Genomic DNA, 17,278 nt, shown 5'->3' with positions numbered 1-17,278 from the left:
CAGAAGGTGATGCGCAACACAAGCATATCTACTTGCATATAATGCACATAGATCGGAATTGTTCCCTCCACGAAAGCGAAGTGATCCGCCTTGAGCACCTCCACCTCCCCGCTGCTTTTCGCCCTCTACGAACAGGCCAGTGTCGGTTGCGGCGGCGCCCCCAGCCTGTGGACGCACCCGCTGGATAACCGGCTGGAGCTCAACTCCCTGGACCGCTGGCGGGATGTGGCAATCACGGCCGAGCAGGCCAACCTTGATGCGCTGTTCTTCGCCGACGTCCTGGGCCTCTATGACGTCTACGGCGGATCGGCCGACGCCGCCCTGGGCTGGGCCGTGGAAGCCCCGGCGAACGATCCCTTTATGTACGTGCCGGCACTGGCCGCCCTGACGGAGCGACTGTCGTTCGTGATCACGGCCTCGACGACATACGAGCACCCGCTCTCCCTGGCCCGACGCTTCGGGACCCTGGACCACCTGAGCAACGGCCGGATCGGCTGGAATATCGTCACTTCCTACCTCTCCAGCGCCGCCCGCAACTTCGGCATGGACGAGATGCTCAAGCACGCGGACCGTTACGGCCGCGCGGACGAATTCATGGATGTGTTCTACAAGCTGCTGGAGGGCAGCTGGGCGGGCGACGCCGTCGTCGGAAGCAAGAGCGACAAGGTGTACGCGCGTCCCGGTTCCGTCCAACCGATCAACCACGACGGCGAGCACTTCCGCGTGGACGGACCGTCGCTGACGTCTCCGTCGCTGCAGCGGACGCCCACGCTGTTCCAGGCCGGGTGGTCGCCGCGGGGCCGAGAGTTCGCGGCCAAGCACGCCGAAGTGATTCTGCTTCCCAAGAAGGACCCGCAGGAAATAGCCGCCGGGCTGGCTGACATCAACCGCCGCGCACTGGATCGCGGGCGCCCCGCCGGTGAGGTGCGCTCCATGGCGCTGGCCCGGATCATTACGGCACCGACTGCGATTGAAGCCCAGGAAAAGTATGACGGGCTGCAGCGGAACTACCACCTGGAGGCGCAGCTCGTCAGCTACGCCGGCGATACCGGGATTGACCTCAGCAAGTATGCCGACGACGAGCCGCTGGCAACCGCATCCAACGGACTCACGTCGTATGTGGTCAAGGGGGCGCCGCAGGGCAAACCGCTCACCGCCGGGGATGTGCGCCGTAAATTCTCCGAGGTCACGCGCGGAACCGACCTGCTGTTCATCGGCACCCCGGCGGATGTTGCGTCGCAGATCCAGGGCCATGCGGCGACGTCAGGGCTGGACGGCTACATGATCAATCCGCTGGTGAGCCCCGGGTCCCTGAATGACTTCGCCGAGCTGGTGGTACCGGAACTCGCCAAACGCGGACTCTACGACACGGAACCCAAGAGCGGCAGCATGCGCTCCCGGCTTCGCGCTGACAACGCAGACCTGATGGCCGGCACCTCCTACGGGGCGGGTTTCCGACAGTCCTGACCCATTGACACCCATCTATCGCAGCCGTATTCTACAACCAAATGGTTGTAGATCAGATGAGCGAAGCCGATGTGGACCGCCTCTTCCAGGCGCTCTCCGATGCCACCCGCCGGGATATTGTGCGACGGGTGACGGTGGGGGAATATTCGGTCTCGGGCCTTGCCGCCCTCTACGCCATGAGCTTCGCCGCCGTTCAGAAGCACGTGGCGGTGTTGGTGCGCGCCTCGCTGGTTACGAAGGAGAAGCGCGGAAGGGAGCAGATCGTGCGGGGCAATCATGAAGGCTTGGAGAAGGCCCGGCGGCTGCTTGATGAGTACGAGGCGATCTGGCGGCAGCGTGCCGAACGGATCGCGGACATTCTGGCTGAAGGATAGGAAAGGTTCCGCAATGACTGTTGTCAGTTCCACCAAGAATCTCGAGGCACTGAGCTTCACCCTCGTCGCCGAGTTTGATGCGGACGTCAAGCGCGTCTGGCAGATCTGGGAGGACCCGCGGCAGCTTGAGCGCTGGTGGGGACCGCCCACCTGGCCCGCCACGTTCGAACAGCATGACTTCCAGTCCGGAGGAAAGGCTGCCTATTACATGACCGGCCCGGATGGTACCAAGGCCCGCGGCTGGTGGCGCATCACCTCCGTCCAGGCACCGAACAAGCTGGAGTTCGACGACGGTTTCGCCGACGACGACGGCGCACCGGTCGACGACATGGGAACCACCCACGCGACCGTCACCCTTGAGGATCTCGGCGGCCGCACCCGGATGACGGTGCTGTCCAAGTTCGAGTCCGAGGACCAGATGAACAAGATGGTCGAGATGGGCATGGAAGAAGGCATGAAGGAGGCGGCAGGCCAGATCGACGCCCTGCTCGCCGAGCACTCCCATGCCTGACCGGCAGCGCGCTTTCACGGCCTGCTGAGCGGCAGCCGCTTAAGCGGGAAACGCAAGAGAACGACGGCGGGAGCTCCCGCCGTCGTTCTCTTGCGTTCTACGTGTGGTTCCCTAAACGGTGAGGCCCTCGGCGGCTTTCCGGTTCAGGCTCACCGTAAAGGTGTTCGGCCCGCTGAGCGTGACGGCAACGTCGTTGCGGTGCGCGTTGGCCTTCGTGGAAATGTCGTGAACCAGGGCGTCCAGCGTGTGGTCAATCGCGGAGCGGTCCCAGATTTTCAGCGTCACGGAGTGGTTGGTTTCGAACGTCATTATTCGGTGCCTCATTCGTAAATTCGGTCATGGGCTTCGCGTCGGTGCGGAGCCCGGGACGGGTCTATTCATGAACGCTCAGAGGCCTTCTGCAGCTCGGGCGAGCTCACTGGTTTGGCCTCGTTGCGTCCACCAGGTTGGGTCCTTCTGGCCGCCGCACCTCTGCGCGAAGCGCGAGGATCAGGGCCGCCGCGGCTGGGAAATCGCATTCTCAGCCGCCCTTTCCATGATGCATGGAGGGGTGCAGGCGGCTCAAGCCAATACGCCATTCATTGCGCGTGAGACTCATCACAGCGGTTTCCGGGGGCCCACCCGTCCGGCTTCGGACCGGCTCCTATTGACAAGTGTACGGCGTACACCTAGTGTCAATCGCATTAGGTGTACACCGTATACCAGCCAGTGGAAGGCCCCACCATGCCAACGCAAACCATCCGCCTTGCAGCCGCACCGGTCCGGCGTTCCCGGCCCCAGTGGCCCGTGCCCACCGGGTTGATCCTGCTGAGCCTCATCCCGGTAATTTTCGGGGCACTCCGGCTGACCGAACTGACCTCCGGCGCCGAGGTCACGCCGCAAAACGCGCGGTTCTTCGCGTCTCCGGTCCCGGTGTTTACGCACATCGTCAGTGTCACCGTCTATTCCCTGCTCGGAGCGTTCCAGTTCGTTCCTTCGCTTCGGGGGCGGCGCGGCTGGCATCGCATCGCCGGACGCATCCTCATCCCCGCAGGCCTGCTCGCTGCCCTCTCCGGGCTGTGGATGTCCGCCTTCTACCCGCTTCCCGACGGCTACACCGACGTCCCGCTCCGGCTCTTCTTCGGCACGGCGATGCTGGTGAGCCTGGTCCTGGGGCTCGCAGCGGTCAGGCAGCGGGACTTCTTGCGGCACAGCGCCTGGATGACGCGCGCCTATGCAATCGGCGTCGGCGCAGGAACGCAGGCGTTGGTGGGCATCCCCTGGCTGCTTCTCATCGGCCCCACCGATGTGCCCACCCGTGCAGTGCTCCTGGGAGCGGGCTGGGTGATTAACGTGGCAGTGGCCGAGTACGTCATCCGCCGGCGGGCCAGGAAGGCATCCGCCGGCAGGATGCCGCGCCGGACAGTCAGTAGGCCTTCACCCGCTGTTCCACGATGAGGTGGATGAGGGCGAACATCCCGTCCCTGTCGATGGCCTGGAACGCGGCGTCGAGGGCGGCCGGCACATCACCGTCGCGGGTCACCGTGATGCCGAATCCGCCGAAGGCACGGGCCATGAGGCCGAAGTCAGGGTTCTTCAACTGCGTGCCGGACACCCGGTGCGGGTAGTGCCGCTCCTGGTGGGTGCGGATGGTGCCGTACTCCTGGTTGTCCATCACGATGATGAGCGGCGTGGCCCCATACTGCGCTGCTGTGGCCAGTTCCTGGCCGTTCATGAGGAATTCCCCGTCTCCGGCGATGGTGACCACGCGGCGGCGGGGACTGGCCAGTGAGGCGGCGATGGCGGATGGGACGGAGTAGCCCATGGAGCCGTTCCGGGCGCTGATCATTGAGGCGTAGCGGCGGGTGGGGAAATACCGGTGCGCCCAGTTGGTGTGCTCACCTGCTCCGAACGTCACCATGGCGTCCTCAGGCAACCGCGGGACCAGGTTGGCCATGAGTGTGTCCATCTTTGCCGGAGCGTCGCCCGTCGCGGGACCTTCTCCGGACGCCTCAGCGGCCCCGGATGCCGGGGCGTCGCCCGGCGGCAGGGCGGCGAAGGACGTCTGCTCGGCGCGCATCCTGGCCGTCCACGCCTTCCATTCCTCCTTGACCGGCAGGTCGATGCCCAGCAGATCGCGGACGAAGGCGTCAGGTTTCGCCAGGATCTGCCGGGAGACCGGGCCGGAACGGCCGCGCAGCGAGGGGTCGATGGTGACCAGGAAGTTTTTCTTGTTCCAGTCCTGCCGGCAGACGAATCCGTCGGTGATCACGTCCCCCGGGACGGTGCCGACAAAGACGAGCAGATCGGTCTCCTCCAGCAGGTCATAGGTGGGGCGGGGGCGGCCGTAGCCGATCGGACCAACATAGGACGGGGAGTCGAAGGAGACGGTTCCCTGGGTGCGCCATTCCGCCGCGGCCGGGATGTGGTGCCGTTCCAGCCACTCCGTGAGCTGGCTGGCCGCTTCCTGGGTCCAGTCGTTGCCGCCGGTGACAAAGAGCGGCTTCGAGGAGTTCTCCAGCGCGGCGGCCAGTGCTTGGGCGTCCGTGGTGCTCATGCCGCCCGAGGCCACCGGGATGATGGGGTGCGGGGCCGGATCAACCTGCTGGCGGATGATGTCTTCAGGCAGGCCGACGACTACCGGCCCCGGCCGTCCGCTCATGGCCGCAAACATGGCTTCCGCAACAATCTCGGAGGCGCGCTCGGCGTGATCGAGCACCATAACGCGCTTCGCACCGGTATCGAACCACGCCTTGATATCGAATTCCTGGAACGCTTCGCGGTCGCGGTGCGCAAAGGGAATGAGCCCCACGAAGAGCAGCATGGGCGTGGAGTCCTGCCAGGCCGTGTGCAGGCCGACATGGGCGTTGGCAGCCCCCGGCCCGCGGGTCACCATGGCAACGCCCGGACGCTGGTTCATTTTGCCGTCCGCCTCGGCCATATAGGCGGCGCCGCCCTCATGCCGGCAGACCACGGTTTCGATGTCCGAACCGTGCAGGCCGTCCAGCACGTCCAGGAAGCTCTCGCCGGGAACCACGTAGGTGCGCTCCACGCCGTGGGCCACGAGGGAGTCGACAATCACGTGCCCGGCGGATTTCAGGGCGTTTCCCCCGGCCGGGTTGCCGGTTGGGTTGCCGCCGGGGTTGGTGCCGGGGTTGGCATGGGCAGCCGATGGCGTGGGCTGGTTGGGGATTTGGCCTTCGAACGGTTGCGTGTGGGTTGCGGTCATGGTGGGTGCGGACTCCGTTGTCATTACTGCTTGTCTACTGGGGTTGGGTGGTGGTTGGGTGCGTTGGGTGGTGGCGCCGTGGCTGCCTAATCCGTTTCCGGTCCGGTGCAGAAGAAGCAGCCGTCCTCGCAGCTGTCCGTCGCCGGGCTTTCCATCGACGGCCGGTCGGTGTTGAGGGTTAGCAGGTTTTGTCGGTTCATGGCGGGCTTTCGTCGGTTGTTGGCGGAGTGGTTCTGACGGAGACGGGGCAATGTTGCGAGCTACCCGGTGGGAGCTACCGGATGGGAGTCCGGTTTGCGACCACCGGCGCGGCGCCGGTGTAGCCGTCGCGGGCTTCGGCGATCTCATGGATCTGCTTCCGGCACATGTACCAGCCGACCACCATCAAGGCGCAGGCGATGAGCGTCACCAGGAGGGTCAGGGGTGACTCGATGAAGACCATGACCAGGACGCCGACGAGGAACAGCAGCGAGAGGTAGCCGGTGTACGGCGCGCCGAACATCCGGAAGGAGGGGCGCTTGAGCCAGCCCTTGTCGGCCCAGCGCTTCAGCTGCATCTGGCACAGCACGATGGTGGCCCAGGTGACGATGATGCCCACGGAGGCGACGTTCAGGACGATTTCGAAGGCATCGGAAGGAACGAGGTAGTTCAGCGGAACGCCCAGGAGCGAGACGCCGGCGGTGATGGCGATGCCGCCGTAAGGGACGCCTGCCTTGTTCATGCGCTGGGCGAATTTAGGAGCAGATCCGGCGACGGACATGGAGCGCAGGATCCGGCCGGTGGAGTAGAGCCCGGCGTTCAGGGAGGACAGGGCGGCGGTGAGGACCACGAGGTTCATGATGACGTCCACGCCCTGGATGCCGATGGAGCCGAAGAAGGTCACGAAGGGGCTGACGCCCTTTTGGTAGGAGGTGTAGGGCAGCAGCAGGGCCAGCAGGATTACGGAGCCGACGTAGAACACGGCGATGCGGAAGACCACGGAGTTGATGGCCTTGGGCATGATCTTCTCAGGGTTTTCGGTCTCGCCGGCGGCGGTGCCCACCAGCTCGATCGAGGCGTAGGCGAACAGCACACCCTGCATCAGGATGATCATGGGCAGGATGCCGTTCGGGAAGATTCCGCCGTTGTCGGAGATGAGGCTGAAGCCCACTTGCTGGCCGTCCACGGGGGTGCCGAAGATGACGAAGTAGCTGCCGATGACCAGGAACGCGACCAGGGCGGCGACCTTGATGATGGCGAACCAGAATTCCATTTCGCCGAAGACCTTCACGGAGACGAGGTTCAGGCCCAGCACGACAACGAGGGCGATCAGGGCCCACGCCCACTGGGGGACGTCGGCCATCCAGGGCACGTAGTTGCCGAAGAAGTTCATGTAGAGGGCGGCGGCGGTGATGTCCACGATGGTGGTGGTGGCCCAGTTGATCCAGTAGAACCAGCCGGCGACGAATGCGGCTTTTTCGCCGAAGAATTCGCGGGCGTAGGAGACGAAGGAGCCTGAGGAGGGCCGGTGCAGGATGAGTTCGCCCAGGGCGCGCAGGATCAGGAAGGCGAAGAAGCCGCAGACGGCGTAGGCGATGACCAGGGACGGGCCCGCGGCGTTGAGCCGGCCACCCGCGCCGAGGAACAGGCCGGTGCCGATGGCCCCGCCGATCGCGATCATCTGGATCTGCCGCGGCTTCAGGCTCTTGTGGTAGCCCTTGTCCTCCGCGTGCAGCAGGCTCTCAGAGGCATGCGCGTGGCCGCCGTCAGCCTCGTACTGGCCAACCTCGTCATTGGGGTTGTTGGACATGGGGGATCCTTTCGACCGGTTGAAGATCTAACTGGGGGGTGGAACGGGAAAGTGCGGGGGCCGGGTCAGAAAACAGACCAGCCGGTGCGGTCGGACAGGTCAGCGAGGGCCGCCGTGCCTGCCAGGGAATTTCCTTTGGAGTCGAGCCGCGGACTCCAGACGCAGATGGCGCATTCCCCGGGGACGATCACCAGGATGCCGCCGCCCACGCCGCTCTTGCCGGGAAGGCCGACGCGGTAGGCGAATTCACCGGCGGCGTCATACATGCCGCAGGTGAGCATGACGGATCCGATGCGCTTGGCCTCGCTCCGGGAGAGGACTGGGCCGTTGGCTCCGTGCCCGCCGCGGGCCAGGAAAAGGCCGGCCTTGGCCATCTCGACGCAGCTCATCATGATGGAACACTGCCTGACGTAGTTTTCCACCACGGCTTCGGCGGGCCGGCGCAGATTGCCAAAGTCCTTCAGGAAGTGGGCCAGGGCCAGGTTTCGGCTGCTGTTGGCCAGTTCGCTTTTGGCGGCCGCCTCATCAATGAACGGCCCCTGCCCGCTGCTGCGCTGGCCTGCCTGGTCGCGGAGGAACTGCAGGACATGCCCGGCAGCGTCAGGAACCCTTTCCATCAGGTGGTCGGTCACCACCAGGGCGCCGGAATTGATGAACGGATTCCGGGGGATTCCATGCTCCACTTCAAGCTGCACCAGGGAGTTGAAAGAGGTTCCTGACGGCTCGCGGAGCACCCGGGACCAGAGCGTGCCGGCGCCGTCGGCGCTAAGGGCCATGGCCAGGGTGAAAACTTTCGAGATGCTCTGGATCGAGAATGGCAGGCTGGCGTCGCCGGCGCTGAACACGTCCCCGGCGGTTGTGGCCACCGCGATTCCGAAGCTGTTAAATGGCGGCGATGACAGATGGGGAATGCCAGCGGGAACGGAGCCCGCAACACTTCGGGGACGGTGGCTGCGGACAATGTCAGCCAGGACCAGTCCGAGGGGCGGTGAATCGAGTGCTGTCATCATTTCTTGCCCAGGTGCTCCTTATGCGTGGCAGCCCACTCCTGGATATGGAGCAGGGCGACCAATGAATCTTGGGGATTGCTGAAGTTCAGGCCGGTGACCCGGCTGATCTTGCTGATCCGGTAATAGACGGTGTTTTTATGCATCCTCATGCGCTGCGCGCAGCCGGCCACGTCCAGCGACGCCTCGAAATACGCCCGGAGGGTTTCGGCCAGTTCGCCGTCGTCGCGCAGGAGGGTCCAGAGGGTGCGATGGCGGAAGTCAGAGGCCGTGAAGTTCTCCACCGCCTCGTGGAACAGGATGTCCACTTCGAAGTCGTCCACCGTGGCCACCGAAGCGGTCCCGGACCGCCGCATGCAGCCGAGCAGGGCTTCCGTTTTGGCGGTCACGGAGTGAATTGACAGCAGATCCGGGGCGATCGGCCCCACTGCCGCGAACGGGCTGATGCCCAGGTGTTTCCCGGCGTCGCGGATGATGGCCTCGGCCAGGCTCCGAAGCCCGGCTTCGGCCTTGGCGGACTGGAGCGCAGGGACAATCACGGCGGTGTCGCCGTTGAGCTGCCCCACGATGGCTGACGCTTTGTAGGCCGCGGCATGGATGGAGGCGAGGTTGGCCAGTTCCCCGTGTTTGAGGGCAGCATCGTCTTGGTGGGCCTCCGCGGCGGACATTCCCAGCAGGATCAGTGCTGACGGGCGGTCTGCGGGGATCTTTTCGCTGTGTGCACTCGCTGCGGCTTCCGCCGGACCGGAGAGGATCCGTGCGATGCGGTCCTCGCGCATGTGCACCGACTGCTGGTTGCGGTAGCGGATCAGCTCGGCGGATACCCGGGCAGCCGATCCGGTCAGGACATAGTCGACGTCGGCGCCGAAGCCGTCCCCGGTTTCCTGCAGCCAGATGTAGCCCATGATGCGCTCACCGGCGAACAGGGTGATGGCGACGCGCTCCCTCAGTCCGTCCTGGGGCCGGGCCGGAACCCGGACCGGCAGGCGGGTCCGGTGCAGTTCGCGGTAGGCGCCGAGGTCCTTCAGCAGGAGTTCGTATTTTCGCGGACCACGGCGTGCCAGGATCGATGCCTTGCGGAGCTCATCGATGTCATTGGTCACCGTGGAGTAGGCCAGCACCTTGTTGGCCGCGTCCTCGATGACAACGTGGCTCGAGGTCAGGCGGGCCGTTGTCTGCGCAATGGCGAACAGGTCTTCTTCCAGCAGGGTGAGCACTTCGCTCTGGTAGCTGCGCGGCGCAATCCGGTCCTTGGCGATGGACAGCAGCCTGTCCCAGTCCGCGGCCGGGTCCACCAGGAGGAGGCCCGTTCCGGCTGCCCGGAGCAGCTCTTCCGCTTCCGCGAGTTCGCCGGGACTGCCCTTGACGGCGAGCACCAGGGGCGGGTTCTTCACGAGGCGCCGGAGTGCCGGCAAAGCGGACCGTCCACGGACCCCGATCAGCAGCACAAATGCGGCGCCGCCGTCGGCCGTCTCGTCGTCTGCGTCAACGATCAGAAAGCGTTCAATGGGAGATTCCGCGCGCGACGGCCGGAGAATGAGGCTGGCAAAACCCAGCGGGAGATCCGACAGGATGTCGTCCACTGTAGCTGCGGCCATGGGCTTCCTTCGGCATTGATACCTGACCGGACGGCTCTGTCCGGTCACCCCATGCTATCCAGTGCAATTGCCGGAAAATATGGATGCCGGACTAAATCCACCACCGGCTTTTAGGTCCCTGAACCAAGGTGCGGTTCGCTAGGGGAAAAGGGCATCGGATTCGGCGGTAATTCGGCGTGTAAGTCAGTGGAAAAACGGAAAGCGGACGACGGCGGGAAGTCCCGCCGTCGTCCGCTTGCTTGGCGGCCAGCGCCCTCGGGTTAGGCGCCCGTCACCGCTATTCCCGGAGCCAGCGCGTAGAAGGGCGTGCAGCGCCCCCTCGCTTCCGGGGAAATGTCGGAACGGACAATCGAAGCGCTCTCCAGCGCCGCCAGGTGGTATCTGACGCAGTCCCGCGAGAAGGCGATTCCGCTGCTGATGTCAGCTACTTTGCTGGCGCCGTTGCTTGCCAGGTATTTGATGATTTGTGCTCTGATCGGTGTGCTTCGCGCCCTTTTTCTCCGCTCGATGCGGTGCGCGTCCGGCGGGCTCTGGAGTTCAAAGTCAGCGGTCATTGGCCATGCCTTTCGTCCGGTCTGAGGGGAGGTTTGCTGGGTCAGTGCATCGAAACGCGCTCGGGCTCCCTGCTGTCCTCTGCGTGTTCGGCGTACGCGGGGTCATGGGTGTCGGCGGAGGCGCCGGCCGGCATCTCTTCGAGGAGGGAAGCGGTCCTGTCGTGTTTCCGGCCGATGACCGCGGTGGCGATCGCATTTCCCAGGATGTTCGTGGCGGTCCGTCCCATGTCCAGGAGCTGGTCGATCACCAGCAGGACGCCGATCCCGGCGGCAGGGATACCGAAGGCAGGAACCACGGCAGCCACGACGACGAGCGACCCGCGCGGCACGCCGGCCATGCCCTTGCTGCTGAGCAGGAGCATTGCGGTCATAGCGATCTGCTGGCCGAGGTCCATGTCGATCCCGTAGGCGTTGATCAGGAAGACCGAAGCGAAGGTCATGTACATCATGGAACCGTCCACGTTGAACGAGTAACCCAAGGGCAGCACGAAGCCGGTGGTGCGCTTTTCGATGCCGAACTTTGTCAGGCCTTCAATGAGTTTGGGCAGGGCTGCCTCGCTGCTGGAGGTGGCGAAGGCGATGACCATGGGTTCACGCACGATGCGGACCAGCCGGAAGGCGGCCTTGCCGAGGAAGACGACGGCGACGCCGATCATGATCACCCACAGGGCGGAGAGGGAGACGTAGAAGCCGCCGATGAACGATGCGTAGGTGGCAAACGCGTCGAGGCCCTCGGCGGTGAAGGCCGCTGCGATGCCGGCGAAAACGCCCACCGGGGCCGCCTTCATCACATATCCGGTGACCTTGAGCATGACGCCCATCAGTTCGTCGATGGCGTCCGCGATGGAGGAGCGGCCCTTCTTCCGGAGGTTCAGCAGGGCGATGCCGAAGAGAGCGCCGAAGACGAGGATCTGAAGCGGGTTGTTGGCCGTGAGGGCGGCGAAGACGCTGGTGGGGATGATGTGGGTCATGAACTCGGCGTAATCGAGGGGCTTCGTTTCCATCCCGGCGTCACCTCCCGGCATCAGGTTGAGCCCGTCGCCGACGTTCAGCACATGCGCGGTGATGAAGCCGAAGGCGCCCACCAGGACGGACGCGGACAGGAACCAGATCATGGACCGGCCGAAGAGCTTGCCTACGCCGGCGGACTTGGCAGCCCCTGCGATGCCGGAGACCAGGGTGGCGAAGATCAGCGGGGCGATGATCATCTTGATGAGGTTCAGGAACATGTGGGTCACGGTGTCCAGCACGGACACGACGGATTCGCGGGTGGCGTCCGGCAGCAGCCAGTGGAACAGCAGGCCGCTGAGGATTCCGAATACAAGCGCTGCCAGAATCCACATGGTTGATTTGTTTTTCATACTGAGTCCTTGCGTAGAGGCCGGGTTAGTGTGGCCCGGTGCTGGAACGGTCCTCGTCATCGAGTGCCGTTTTCTCTGTAGTCGGTCGGGATTTGGGCACGACGGTGTGCCCCTGTTCCCTGATGGGCGGGGTTAAGGAGGTGGGGGCGCCGGTCGAGCCTGCCGAGACCTGGCAGGTTCAGCCAGCGGTTGAGCCGGTGGTAATCGGTGGTCGAGCCTGTCGAGGCTTGGTTTCGGCGGGTTCAGCCAGCGGTTTGGTTGGGGATTTTGCTGAGGTTGGCCAGGCGTTGGGGGCTGAGGAGTTCCTGGAGTTGTTCGGCGGTGAGGAGTTGGTGTTCGAGGACGAGTTCGGCGACGCCTTTGCCGGTGGCGAGGGCTTCCTGGGCGATCGCGGTGGCGGTGGCGTAGCCGAGGTGGGGGTTCAGGGCGGTGACCAGGCCGATGGATTGTTCGACCGTGAGGCGGAGGTGTTCGGTGTTGGCGGTGATGCCTCGGATGCAGCGTGCGGTGAGGGTGCGGCAGGCGGCTTCGAGGTGGGAGATGCTCTTGTGGAGGCTGTGGACGATGATGGGTTCGAAGGCGTTGAGCTGGAGTTGTCCGGCTTCGGCGGCCATGGTGATGGTGACGTCGTTGCCGATCACTTCGTAGGCGACCTGGGAGACGACTTCGGGGATCACGGGGTTGATTTTGCCGGGCATGATGGAGGATCCGGACTGCACGGCGGGCAGGTTGATTTCGCCCAGGCCGGCGCGGGGGCCGGAGGAGAGCAGGCGCAGGTCGTTGCAGATTTTGGAGAGTTTCACGGCGACGCGTTTGAGGACGCCGGAGAGGTGCACGAACGCGCCGACGTCCTGGGTGGCTTCGATCAGGTCCGGGGCGGTGACCAGGGGCAGGCCGGTGATCTCGGCCAGGTGCCGGCAGGCTGCCTCGGCGTAGCCGGGGGGTGCGTTCAGGCCGGTGCCGATGGCGGTGGCGCCGAGGTTGATTTCGTGGATGAGCAGGTCCGCTTCGGCGAGGCGGAGCCGGTCTTCGCCGATGGTGACGGCGTAGGTGCCGAATTCCTGGCCGAGGGTCATGGGCACGGCGTCCTGGAGCTGGGTGCGGCCCATTTTGACGATGGTGCGGAATTCGGCGGCTTTGGCGGCGCAGGCTTCTTCGAGTTCGGCCAGGGCGTCGAGGAGTTCGCGGGCGGCGAAGATGGTGCCGAGTTTGACCGCGGTGGGGTAGACGTCGTTGGTGGACTGGGAGAGGTTGACGTGGTCGTTGGGGTGCAGGCGGGTGTAGTGGCCTTTGGGGTGGCCGAGGATTTCCAGGGCGCGGTTGGCGATGACCTCGTTGGCGTTCATGTTTGAGGAGGTTCCGGCGCCGCCCTGGATGACGTCCACGACGAACTGTTCGGCGAGGTGCCCGGCAAGGATTTCGGTGCAGGCCGTTTCGATGGCGGTGGCGCGTTCGGCGTCCAGCAGGCCGAGTTCGCGGTTGGTGCGTGCGGCGGCGAGTTTCACCGCGGCCAGGCCGCGGACCAGGTACAGGTTCGTGGAGAGCGGCTGGCCGGTGATGGGGAAGTTTTCCACCGCGCGGAGTGTGTGCACGCCCCAGTACGCGGCGGCCGGGACGTCCCGGTCACCGAGGAGGTCGTGTTCGGAGCGGGTGTCCGGGGCAGGATCGGTAATGGTGGTCATGGGGTCCTCACAGGGCTTCGTTGACGGGCACGGACAGGAAAATTTGGGCATAGGAACCCAGGGCAGGGGCAGTGCTGGGTGACGCCGCAGCCAGGGCGGCGGGCATGGCTGTTCCACGGCAGGGCAGCAGGGCATACGGCAATCGGGGACTTGGGGGGTTGGAGGAGGTCAGGGAAAAGCGAACTTCGGAGCTTGGGAACTAGCGCGTATGGCCGGCCCTGGACTGCTCGGTTCCGGGGACGAGGGTGCCCAAGGCACATTCAACCCCGTGCAGATGCATCCTCATGGCCTGGGATGCTTCCTCGGCTGACCCGTTCTCGATGGCAGTGAAGATGCGGGCATGCTCCTCACCCGACTCCTTGCGCCGATCGGCCACGAGGTTGAGCGTGTTCGACTGGTTGGCCATGGCGTCGCAGATGTCCGAGAGGAATGATTCGAACACGCCGTTGCCGCTGCACCGGGCAATGGTCACGTGGAACTCGGTGTTCAACTGCACCCACTGCTGGAGATCATCCTCCTCGGACATTTCCCGCAGGATTTCCCGGAGGGCCTCCAGGTCCTCGCTGCTCCGGCGTTGGGCCGCAAGGCCGGCGGCCGGAACCTCTACGTGGGGGCGGGCCTCCACGAGGGCGCTGGCCGAGTACTTGCCCAGCTTGAGGTCCTGCGCCACCTTGTCAGCGATGACGAAAGTGCCCTTGCCGGTGTGGGTGGCGGTGAGTCCCAACGCAGTGCATGAACGCAGCGCCTCCCGGACCATAGTGCGACTCACGCCGTACTGCTTGGCAAGCGACGCCTCCGAGTCGAGGCGGGTGCCCACCGGGATCTTGCCGCCTTCAATGGCGCTTCGGAGGGAGGCGAAGACCGCTTCGGCCGCGCCAACGCGGACCACTCGATCTTGTCCAGCTGTCCAGCTGTCCAACAGGTTCATATGAAGACTATGGCACGTGTCACAAGCCCTGTCAAAGGTTTCCCGTAATGTCAGGCGCGGAACACGATCAGGGGGAGTTCAGGCCGGTCAGGCCGGGCGGATTTGCGCCCGCAGGAGCCGCTCGCGATGCCACCTTTGCTGCCTCTTGATCGAAGAGTGCAGGTCCTGGACCCACCCCGGCTCGTCTCCGCGGCCTCCGGCGTCCAGAACGTTCTCCAGGCTAAGGACCAGCCGCGCGGAGGCTGCCAGGGAATGCAGCGGAAGGGTCTGTTCTTCTTCTTCAGTGAATGTCCGGATAGCGCGGTATCCGGAGAGGAAGGCATCCAGTAGGGCGGGCCGCATCGCTGAATCCGGGGTGACGCCCGTCAGGTCGCGAACTGCCAGGGCGACGTCGCCGGCAAACCAGCCCTCGTGAGCTTCGTCCGTATCGAAAAAGACCGGTCCGTCAGGTCCGAAGCGCAGGTTGTCGAGTTCAAAGTCCCCATGGCACATGCCTCGGGAGTGTGCGGCCGGGTCCTGCTGTCCCATTGCGTCCGTCAGTTCCCTGATGACATGCGTCAAAGGGTCCTCGCTGCGGGCCGGTCCAGGCCCAGCTGTTTCCTCTTGCCCGGCGTCCACTTCCGCGGCGTCCTCTTCCGGCCTTGCCTCCGGGACGGGCAGTCCCGTACATCCCTCCTGGTGCAGGCGGCCCAGCGACTCGCCCCATGCAGCCGCCCGCTCCATTGTCAGCTCTTCGACGGTGATCTCGACTCCCACGGCGGCCGGGACGAGCATCGCTACCATTAGCCCGTGTGCGGTGGGCACGGTCTCGGTCAACTGTCCCCGGAGGCTCGGCAGCGGCTTTACGGCACCCAGCCCGCGCTCAGACCACCCGGCCATCAGCTCGGCGGACGGGGCGAGCTTGCTGCCCTGCGCGGAGCGCGCCGGGGCGAACCGCAGAAAGAGCGCGCCCTCCGCCAAATGCGAGGCCGGAACGATGAAGACGTGAGTCGAGCTCGAGCGCAGCCAAAGTGCCGAGCCCCGCGGCAGGCCCCAGGCTTCGGCCGCAGCGTCGGCAACGGGACTCTGCCACTTGGAATTGACGCTGTCGCTGATTCGCCAGATCTCAGAAATCGGAAGCATGCCCAACTTTTTCACATCAGGTGGATGTCCGCCGGGAGGCGCAATATTCGCCAATACACGAGCCGAGTCTTGCATTGTGGGTTTAAACCCATAATATGGGAGAAGGCCCTGTGTCGCTCATCACTCTCTCTCGACCCTGTTCCAAGCCTTCAAGGTCGAAGGCCCAACGATCGGATCCCTTTATGTCAGACATCGCCGTCCTGATTAACACGGCCGTGGCGGTCCTCGCCGCGGTGGTGCTGATAGTTCGCTTCAAGGTCAACCCTGTAATCGCCCTGGTCATCGGCTCCGTCTACCTCGGCCTGGCCGCCGGCCTCGGCGTGGAAAACACCGTCAAGACAATCACGTCCGGCTTCGGCGAGATCATGGTGGACGTTGGCCTGCTCATCGCCTTCGGCGTCCTGATGGGCTCCATCCTGAACCAGACCGGTGCCATCCGGCGCCTCGTGGAACACCTGCTGAACACGTTCGGCCCGAAGCGCCTGCCCTACACTATGGGCCTTGCCATCGGGACGCTGCTCCAGTCCATCTTTCTGGATGTGCTGCTGGTCATTTCAGCCCCCTTGGCCCGCAAGCTGGCGCCGAGAATCGGCAAGCTCGGCACCGCACGGATGGCGACGGCCATGGCCATTGCCCTTGAATGCGGCATTGTCTTCACGGTTCCCGGGGTGGCGTCGCTGGCCCTGGCCGGCCTGCTGAACGTGCCCCTCGGAAAAATGCTGCTGTTCGGCCTGCTCCTGGTCATTCCCACGATCATCATTTCCATCGCCATCATGACGTTCCTCTTCCGCCGCGGCTTCTGGAACGAAGCCAAGGATGAGGACCACACCTTCGTCGAGGAGGAAGACCGGGAGGGTGAGGAAGAAGCGTACGACGGCGGCGCGAGGCCGGCTTCAGCTTCCGACCGCCAGCCGACGGGTGGCAAGGCTGCCACCAACGGAACCGGACTGGAGACGGGCAACGGAGCCGTTGCCGTCGCCGAACGCGAAACCAGGCAATTCCCCCTGCTTCTGCTTTTCGCCCCGCTCCTGACCTCGCTGCTGCTCATCGGCGCCGGTGCCATCCTGGAAATTCTCAAAATTGACGCCGAGTGGATGAAACTCCTGGGTGAGCCGGTGATCGCCCTCCTCATCGGACTGATCGGCACCTGCCTGGTGGCCCGTTCAGCAGTCGGCCAGAAACGGGTGGAGCAGGCCATCACGGTGGGCTTCAAGGAAAGCGGACAGATCCTGATCCTTACCGGCGTCGGCGGCTCGCTCGCTGCCACAGTCGCGGCAGCAGGCCTCGGCGACATCCTGGGCGGCTTCTTCTCGGCAAGCACCGTAGCCCCGCTGCTCGTTGTCTGGGCCATTGCCGCCGTGCTGCACATCGCCGTCGGCTCGGTCACCCTGTCCGCCATCACTGCGGCCGGACTGCTGGCACCGATCGCCCCGGCCATCGGCCTGGACCCGGTCCTGCTCGCCCTGGCAGCCGGCGCCGGCTCCCTGTTCATGGTCCATGTCACCAGCAACACCTTCTGGCTCCTGCAGTCCCTGCTGGGCCAGAGCGTTAGGGGAGCGCTGAAATCGGTGACCGTCGGCGTATCGGTGGCCTCCGTCGTCGCGATCCTGCTGATCCTGCCCATGAGCCTGCTGTTCTGACCGAACGCCCCACAAGAAGTACGCTACGAAAAAAGGA

15 protein-coding genes are annotated in these 17,278 nt (G+C 64.9%); 5 read left to right on the top strand and 10 right to left on the bottom strand.

The annotated features are described in order from the left end of the window. Nucleotides 1-90: 90 nt before the first annotated feature. Genes J2805_RS18315 through J2805_RS18305 form a run of 3 tightly spaced genes read left to right on the top strand, consistent with a single transcriptional unit; the run spans nt 91 to nt 2,352 of the window. Nucleotides 91-1,467, top strand: coding sequence for an NtaA/DmoA family FMN-dependent monooxygenase (locus J2805_RS18315; RefSeq protein WP_309978769.1), 1,377 nt, complete (start codon nt 91-93; stop codon nt 1,465-1,467). A 41-nt stretch (nt 1,468-1,508) separates the two neighbouring features. Further along, complete coding sequence (locus tag J2805_RS18310) at nt 1,509-1,841, top strand: ArsR/SmtB family transcription factor (protein ID WP_309978767.1); 333 nt, start codon at nt 1,509-1,511, stop codon at nt 1,839-1,841. A gap of 13 nt (nt 1,842-1,854) precedes the next feature. Next, nucleotides 1,855-2,352, top strand: a complete 498-nt coding sequence (locus J2805_RS18305) for an SRPBCC family protein (RefSeq protein WP_309978765.1) — start codon at nt 1,855-1,857, stop codon at nt 2,350-2,352. Between the two features lie 111 nt (nt 2,353-2,463). Here the strand turns inward: J2805_RS18305 and J2805_RS18300 are convergent, their stop codons facing one another. Then, a complete protein-coding gene (locus J2805_RS18300; RefSeq protein WP_309978764.1) occupies nt 2,464-2,661 on the bottom strand; it encodes a hypothetical protein in 198 nt (65 codons plus the stop codon). A 414-nt stretch (nt 2,662-3,075) separates the two neighbouring features. Here J2805_RS18300 and J2805_RS18295 point away from each other — a divergent pair, with 414 nt between their 5' ends. Further along, a complete protein-coding gene (locus tag J2805_RS18295; protein ID WP_309978762.1) occupies nt 3,076-3,789 on the top strand; it encodes a DUF2306 domain-containing protein in 714 nt (237 codons plus the stop codon). Here the strand turns inward: J2805_RS18295 and J2805_RS18290 are convergent. From J2805_RS18290 to J2805_RS18250, 9 genes are all read right to left on the bottom strand, one after another. Then, nucleotides 3,758-5,584 (bottom strand): thiamine pyrophosphate-dependent enzyme, encoded by a 1,827-nt coding sequence (locus J2805_RS18290; protein ID WP_309978761.1) that lies wholly within the window; start codon nt 5,582-5,584, stop codon nt 3,758-3,760. The genes J2805_RS18295 and J2805_RS18290 overlap by 32 nt on opposite strands. Before the next feature lie 250 nt (nt 5,585-5,834). Further along, nucleotides 5,835-7,349 carry an amino acid permease gene (locus J2805_RS18285; protein WP_309978759.1) on the bottom strand — a complete coding sequence of 505 codons (1,515 nt, stop codon included), beginning with the start codon at nt 7,347-7,349 and terminating at the stop codon, nt 5,835-5,837. A 65-nt stretch (nt 7,350-7,414) separates the two neighbouring features. After that, complete coding sequence (locus tag J2805_RS18280) at nt 7,415-8,359, bottom strand: glutaminase (protein WP_309978757.1); 945 nt, start codon at nt 8,357-8,359, stop codon at nt 7,415-7,417. Beyond that, the gene (locus J2805_RS18275; protein WP_309978755.1) at nt 8,356-9,954 is read right to left on the bottom strand and encodes a PucR family transcriptional regulator; all 1,599 of its coding nucleotides are present in this window, start codon (nt 9,952-9,954) and stop codon (nt 8,356-8,358) included. Before J2805_RS18275 ends, J2805_RS18280 begins: the two co-directional genes overlap by 4 nt. Nucleotides 9,955-10,214: 260 nt before the next feature. Then, nucleotides 10,215-10,508, bottom strand: coding sequence for a winged helix-turn-helix domain-containing protein (locus tag J2805_RS18270; RefSeq protein WP_309978753.1), 294 nt, complete (start codon nt 10,506-10,508; stop codon nt 10,215-10,217). Between the two features lie 41 nt (nt 10,509-10,549). Further along, entirely contained in the window at nt 10,550-11,869 is a 1,320-nt protein-coding gene (locus J2805_RS18265) for a dicarboxylate/amino acid:cation symporter (RefSeq protein ID WP_309978751.1), read from the bottom strand. 242 nt (nt 11,870-12,111) lie between these two features. Next, nucleotides 12,112-13,551 carry an aspartate ammonia-lyase gene (locus tag J2805_RS18260; protein WP_309978749.1) on the bottom strand — a complete coding sequence of 480 codons (1,440 nt, stop codon included), beginning with the start codon at nt 13,549-13,551 and terminating at the stop codon, nt 12,112-12,114. A gap of 199 nt (nt 13,552-13,750) precedes the next feature. Next, the gene (locus J2805_RS18255; RefSeq protein WP_309978747.1) at nt 13,751-14,479 is read right to left on the bottom strand and encodes a FadR/GntR family transcriptional regulator; all 729 of its coding nucleotides are present in this window, start codon (nt 14,477-14,479) and stop codon (nt 13,751-13,753) included. 87 nt (nt 14,480-14,566) lie between these two features. Then, entirely contained in the window at nt 14,567-15,601 is a 1,035-nt protein-coding gene (locus J2805_RS18250; protein WP_309978745.1) for a phosphotransferase enzyme family protein, read from the bottom strand. A gap of 182 nt (nt 15,602-15,783) precedes the next feature. On the opposite strand from J2805_RS18250, the gene J2805_RS18245 reads away from it, so the two are divergent. Further along, nucleotides 15,784-17,241 carry a GntP family permease gene (locus tag J2805_RS18245; protein ID WP_309978743.1) on the top strand — a complete coding sequence of 486 codons (1,458 nt, stop codon included), beginning with the start codon at nt 15,784-15,786 and terminating at the stop codon, nt 17,239-17,241. Nucleotides 17,242-17,278: the final 37 nt, after the last annotated feature.

Source organism: Arthrobacter oryzae (assembly GCF_031454875.1).
Lineage (GTDB): Bacteria > Actinomycetota > Actinomycetes > Actinomycetales > Micrococcaceae > Arthrobacter > Arthrobacter oryzae_D.
Note: the sequence above shows the minus strand (reverse complement) of the source record. Positions and strands in the feature narration are given on the sequence as shown.

Bases quoted from the DNA above. Each gene is read 5' to 3' on its own strand.
- J2805_RS18275 (WP_309978755.1), bottom strand. From the start codon at position 9,954: ATGGCCGCAGCTACAGTGGACGACATCCTGTCGGATCTCCCGCTGGGT.
- J2805_RS18270 (WP_309978753.1), bottom strand. From the start codon at position 10,508: ATGACCGCTGACTTTGAACTCCAGAGCCCGCCGGACGCGCACCGCATC.
- J2805_RS18305 (WP_309978765.1), top strand. From the start codon at position 1,855: ATGACTGTTGTCAGTTCCACCAAGAATCTCGAGGCACTGAGCTTCACC.
- J2805_RS18295 (WP_309978762.1), top strand. From the start codon at position 3,076: ATGCCAACGCAAACCATCCGCCTTGCAGCCGCACCGGTCCGGCGTTCC.
- J2805_RS18300 (WP_309978764.1), bottom strand. From the start codon at position 2,661: ATGACGTTCGAAACCAACCACTCCGTGACGCTGAAAATCTGGGACCGC.
- J2805_RS18260 (WP_309978749.1), bottom strand. From the start codon at position 13,551: ATGACCACCATTACCGATCCTGCCCCGGACACCCGCTCCGAACACGAC.
- J2805_RS18265 (WP_309978751.1), bottom strand. From the start codon at position 11,869: ATGAAAAACAAATCAACCATGTGGATTCTGGCAGCGCTTGTATTCGGA.
- J2805_RS18290 (WP_309978761.1), bottom strand. From the start codon at position 5,584: ATGACAACGGAGTCCGCACCCACCATGACCGCAACCCACACGCAACCG.
- J2805_RS18285 (WP_309978759.1), bottom strand. From the start codon at position 7,349: ATGTCCAACAACCCCAATGACGAGGTTGGCCAGTACGAGGCTGACGGC.
- J2805_RS18255 (WP_309978747.1), bottom strand. From the start codon at position 14,479: ATGAACCTGTTGGACAGCTGGACAGCTGGACAAGATCGAGTGGTCCGC.
- J2805_RS18250 (WP_309978745.1), bottom strand. From the start codon at position 15,601: ATGCTTCCGATTTCTGAGATCTGGCGAATCAGCGACAGCGTCAATTCC.
- J2805_RS18310 (WP_309978767.1), top strand. From the start codon at position 1,509: ATGGTTGTAGATCAGATGAGCGAAGCCGATGTGGACCGCCTCTTCCAG.
- J2805_RS18245 (WP_309978743.1), top strand. From the start codon at position 15,784: ATGTCAGACATCGCCGTCCTGATTAACACGGCCGTGGCGGTCCTCGCC.
- J2805_RS18280 (WP_309978757.1), bottom strand. From the start codon at position 8,359: ATGATGACAGCACTCGATTCACCGCCCCTCGGACTGGTCCTGGCTGAC.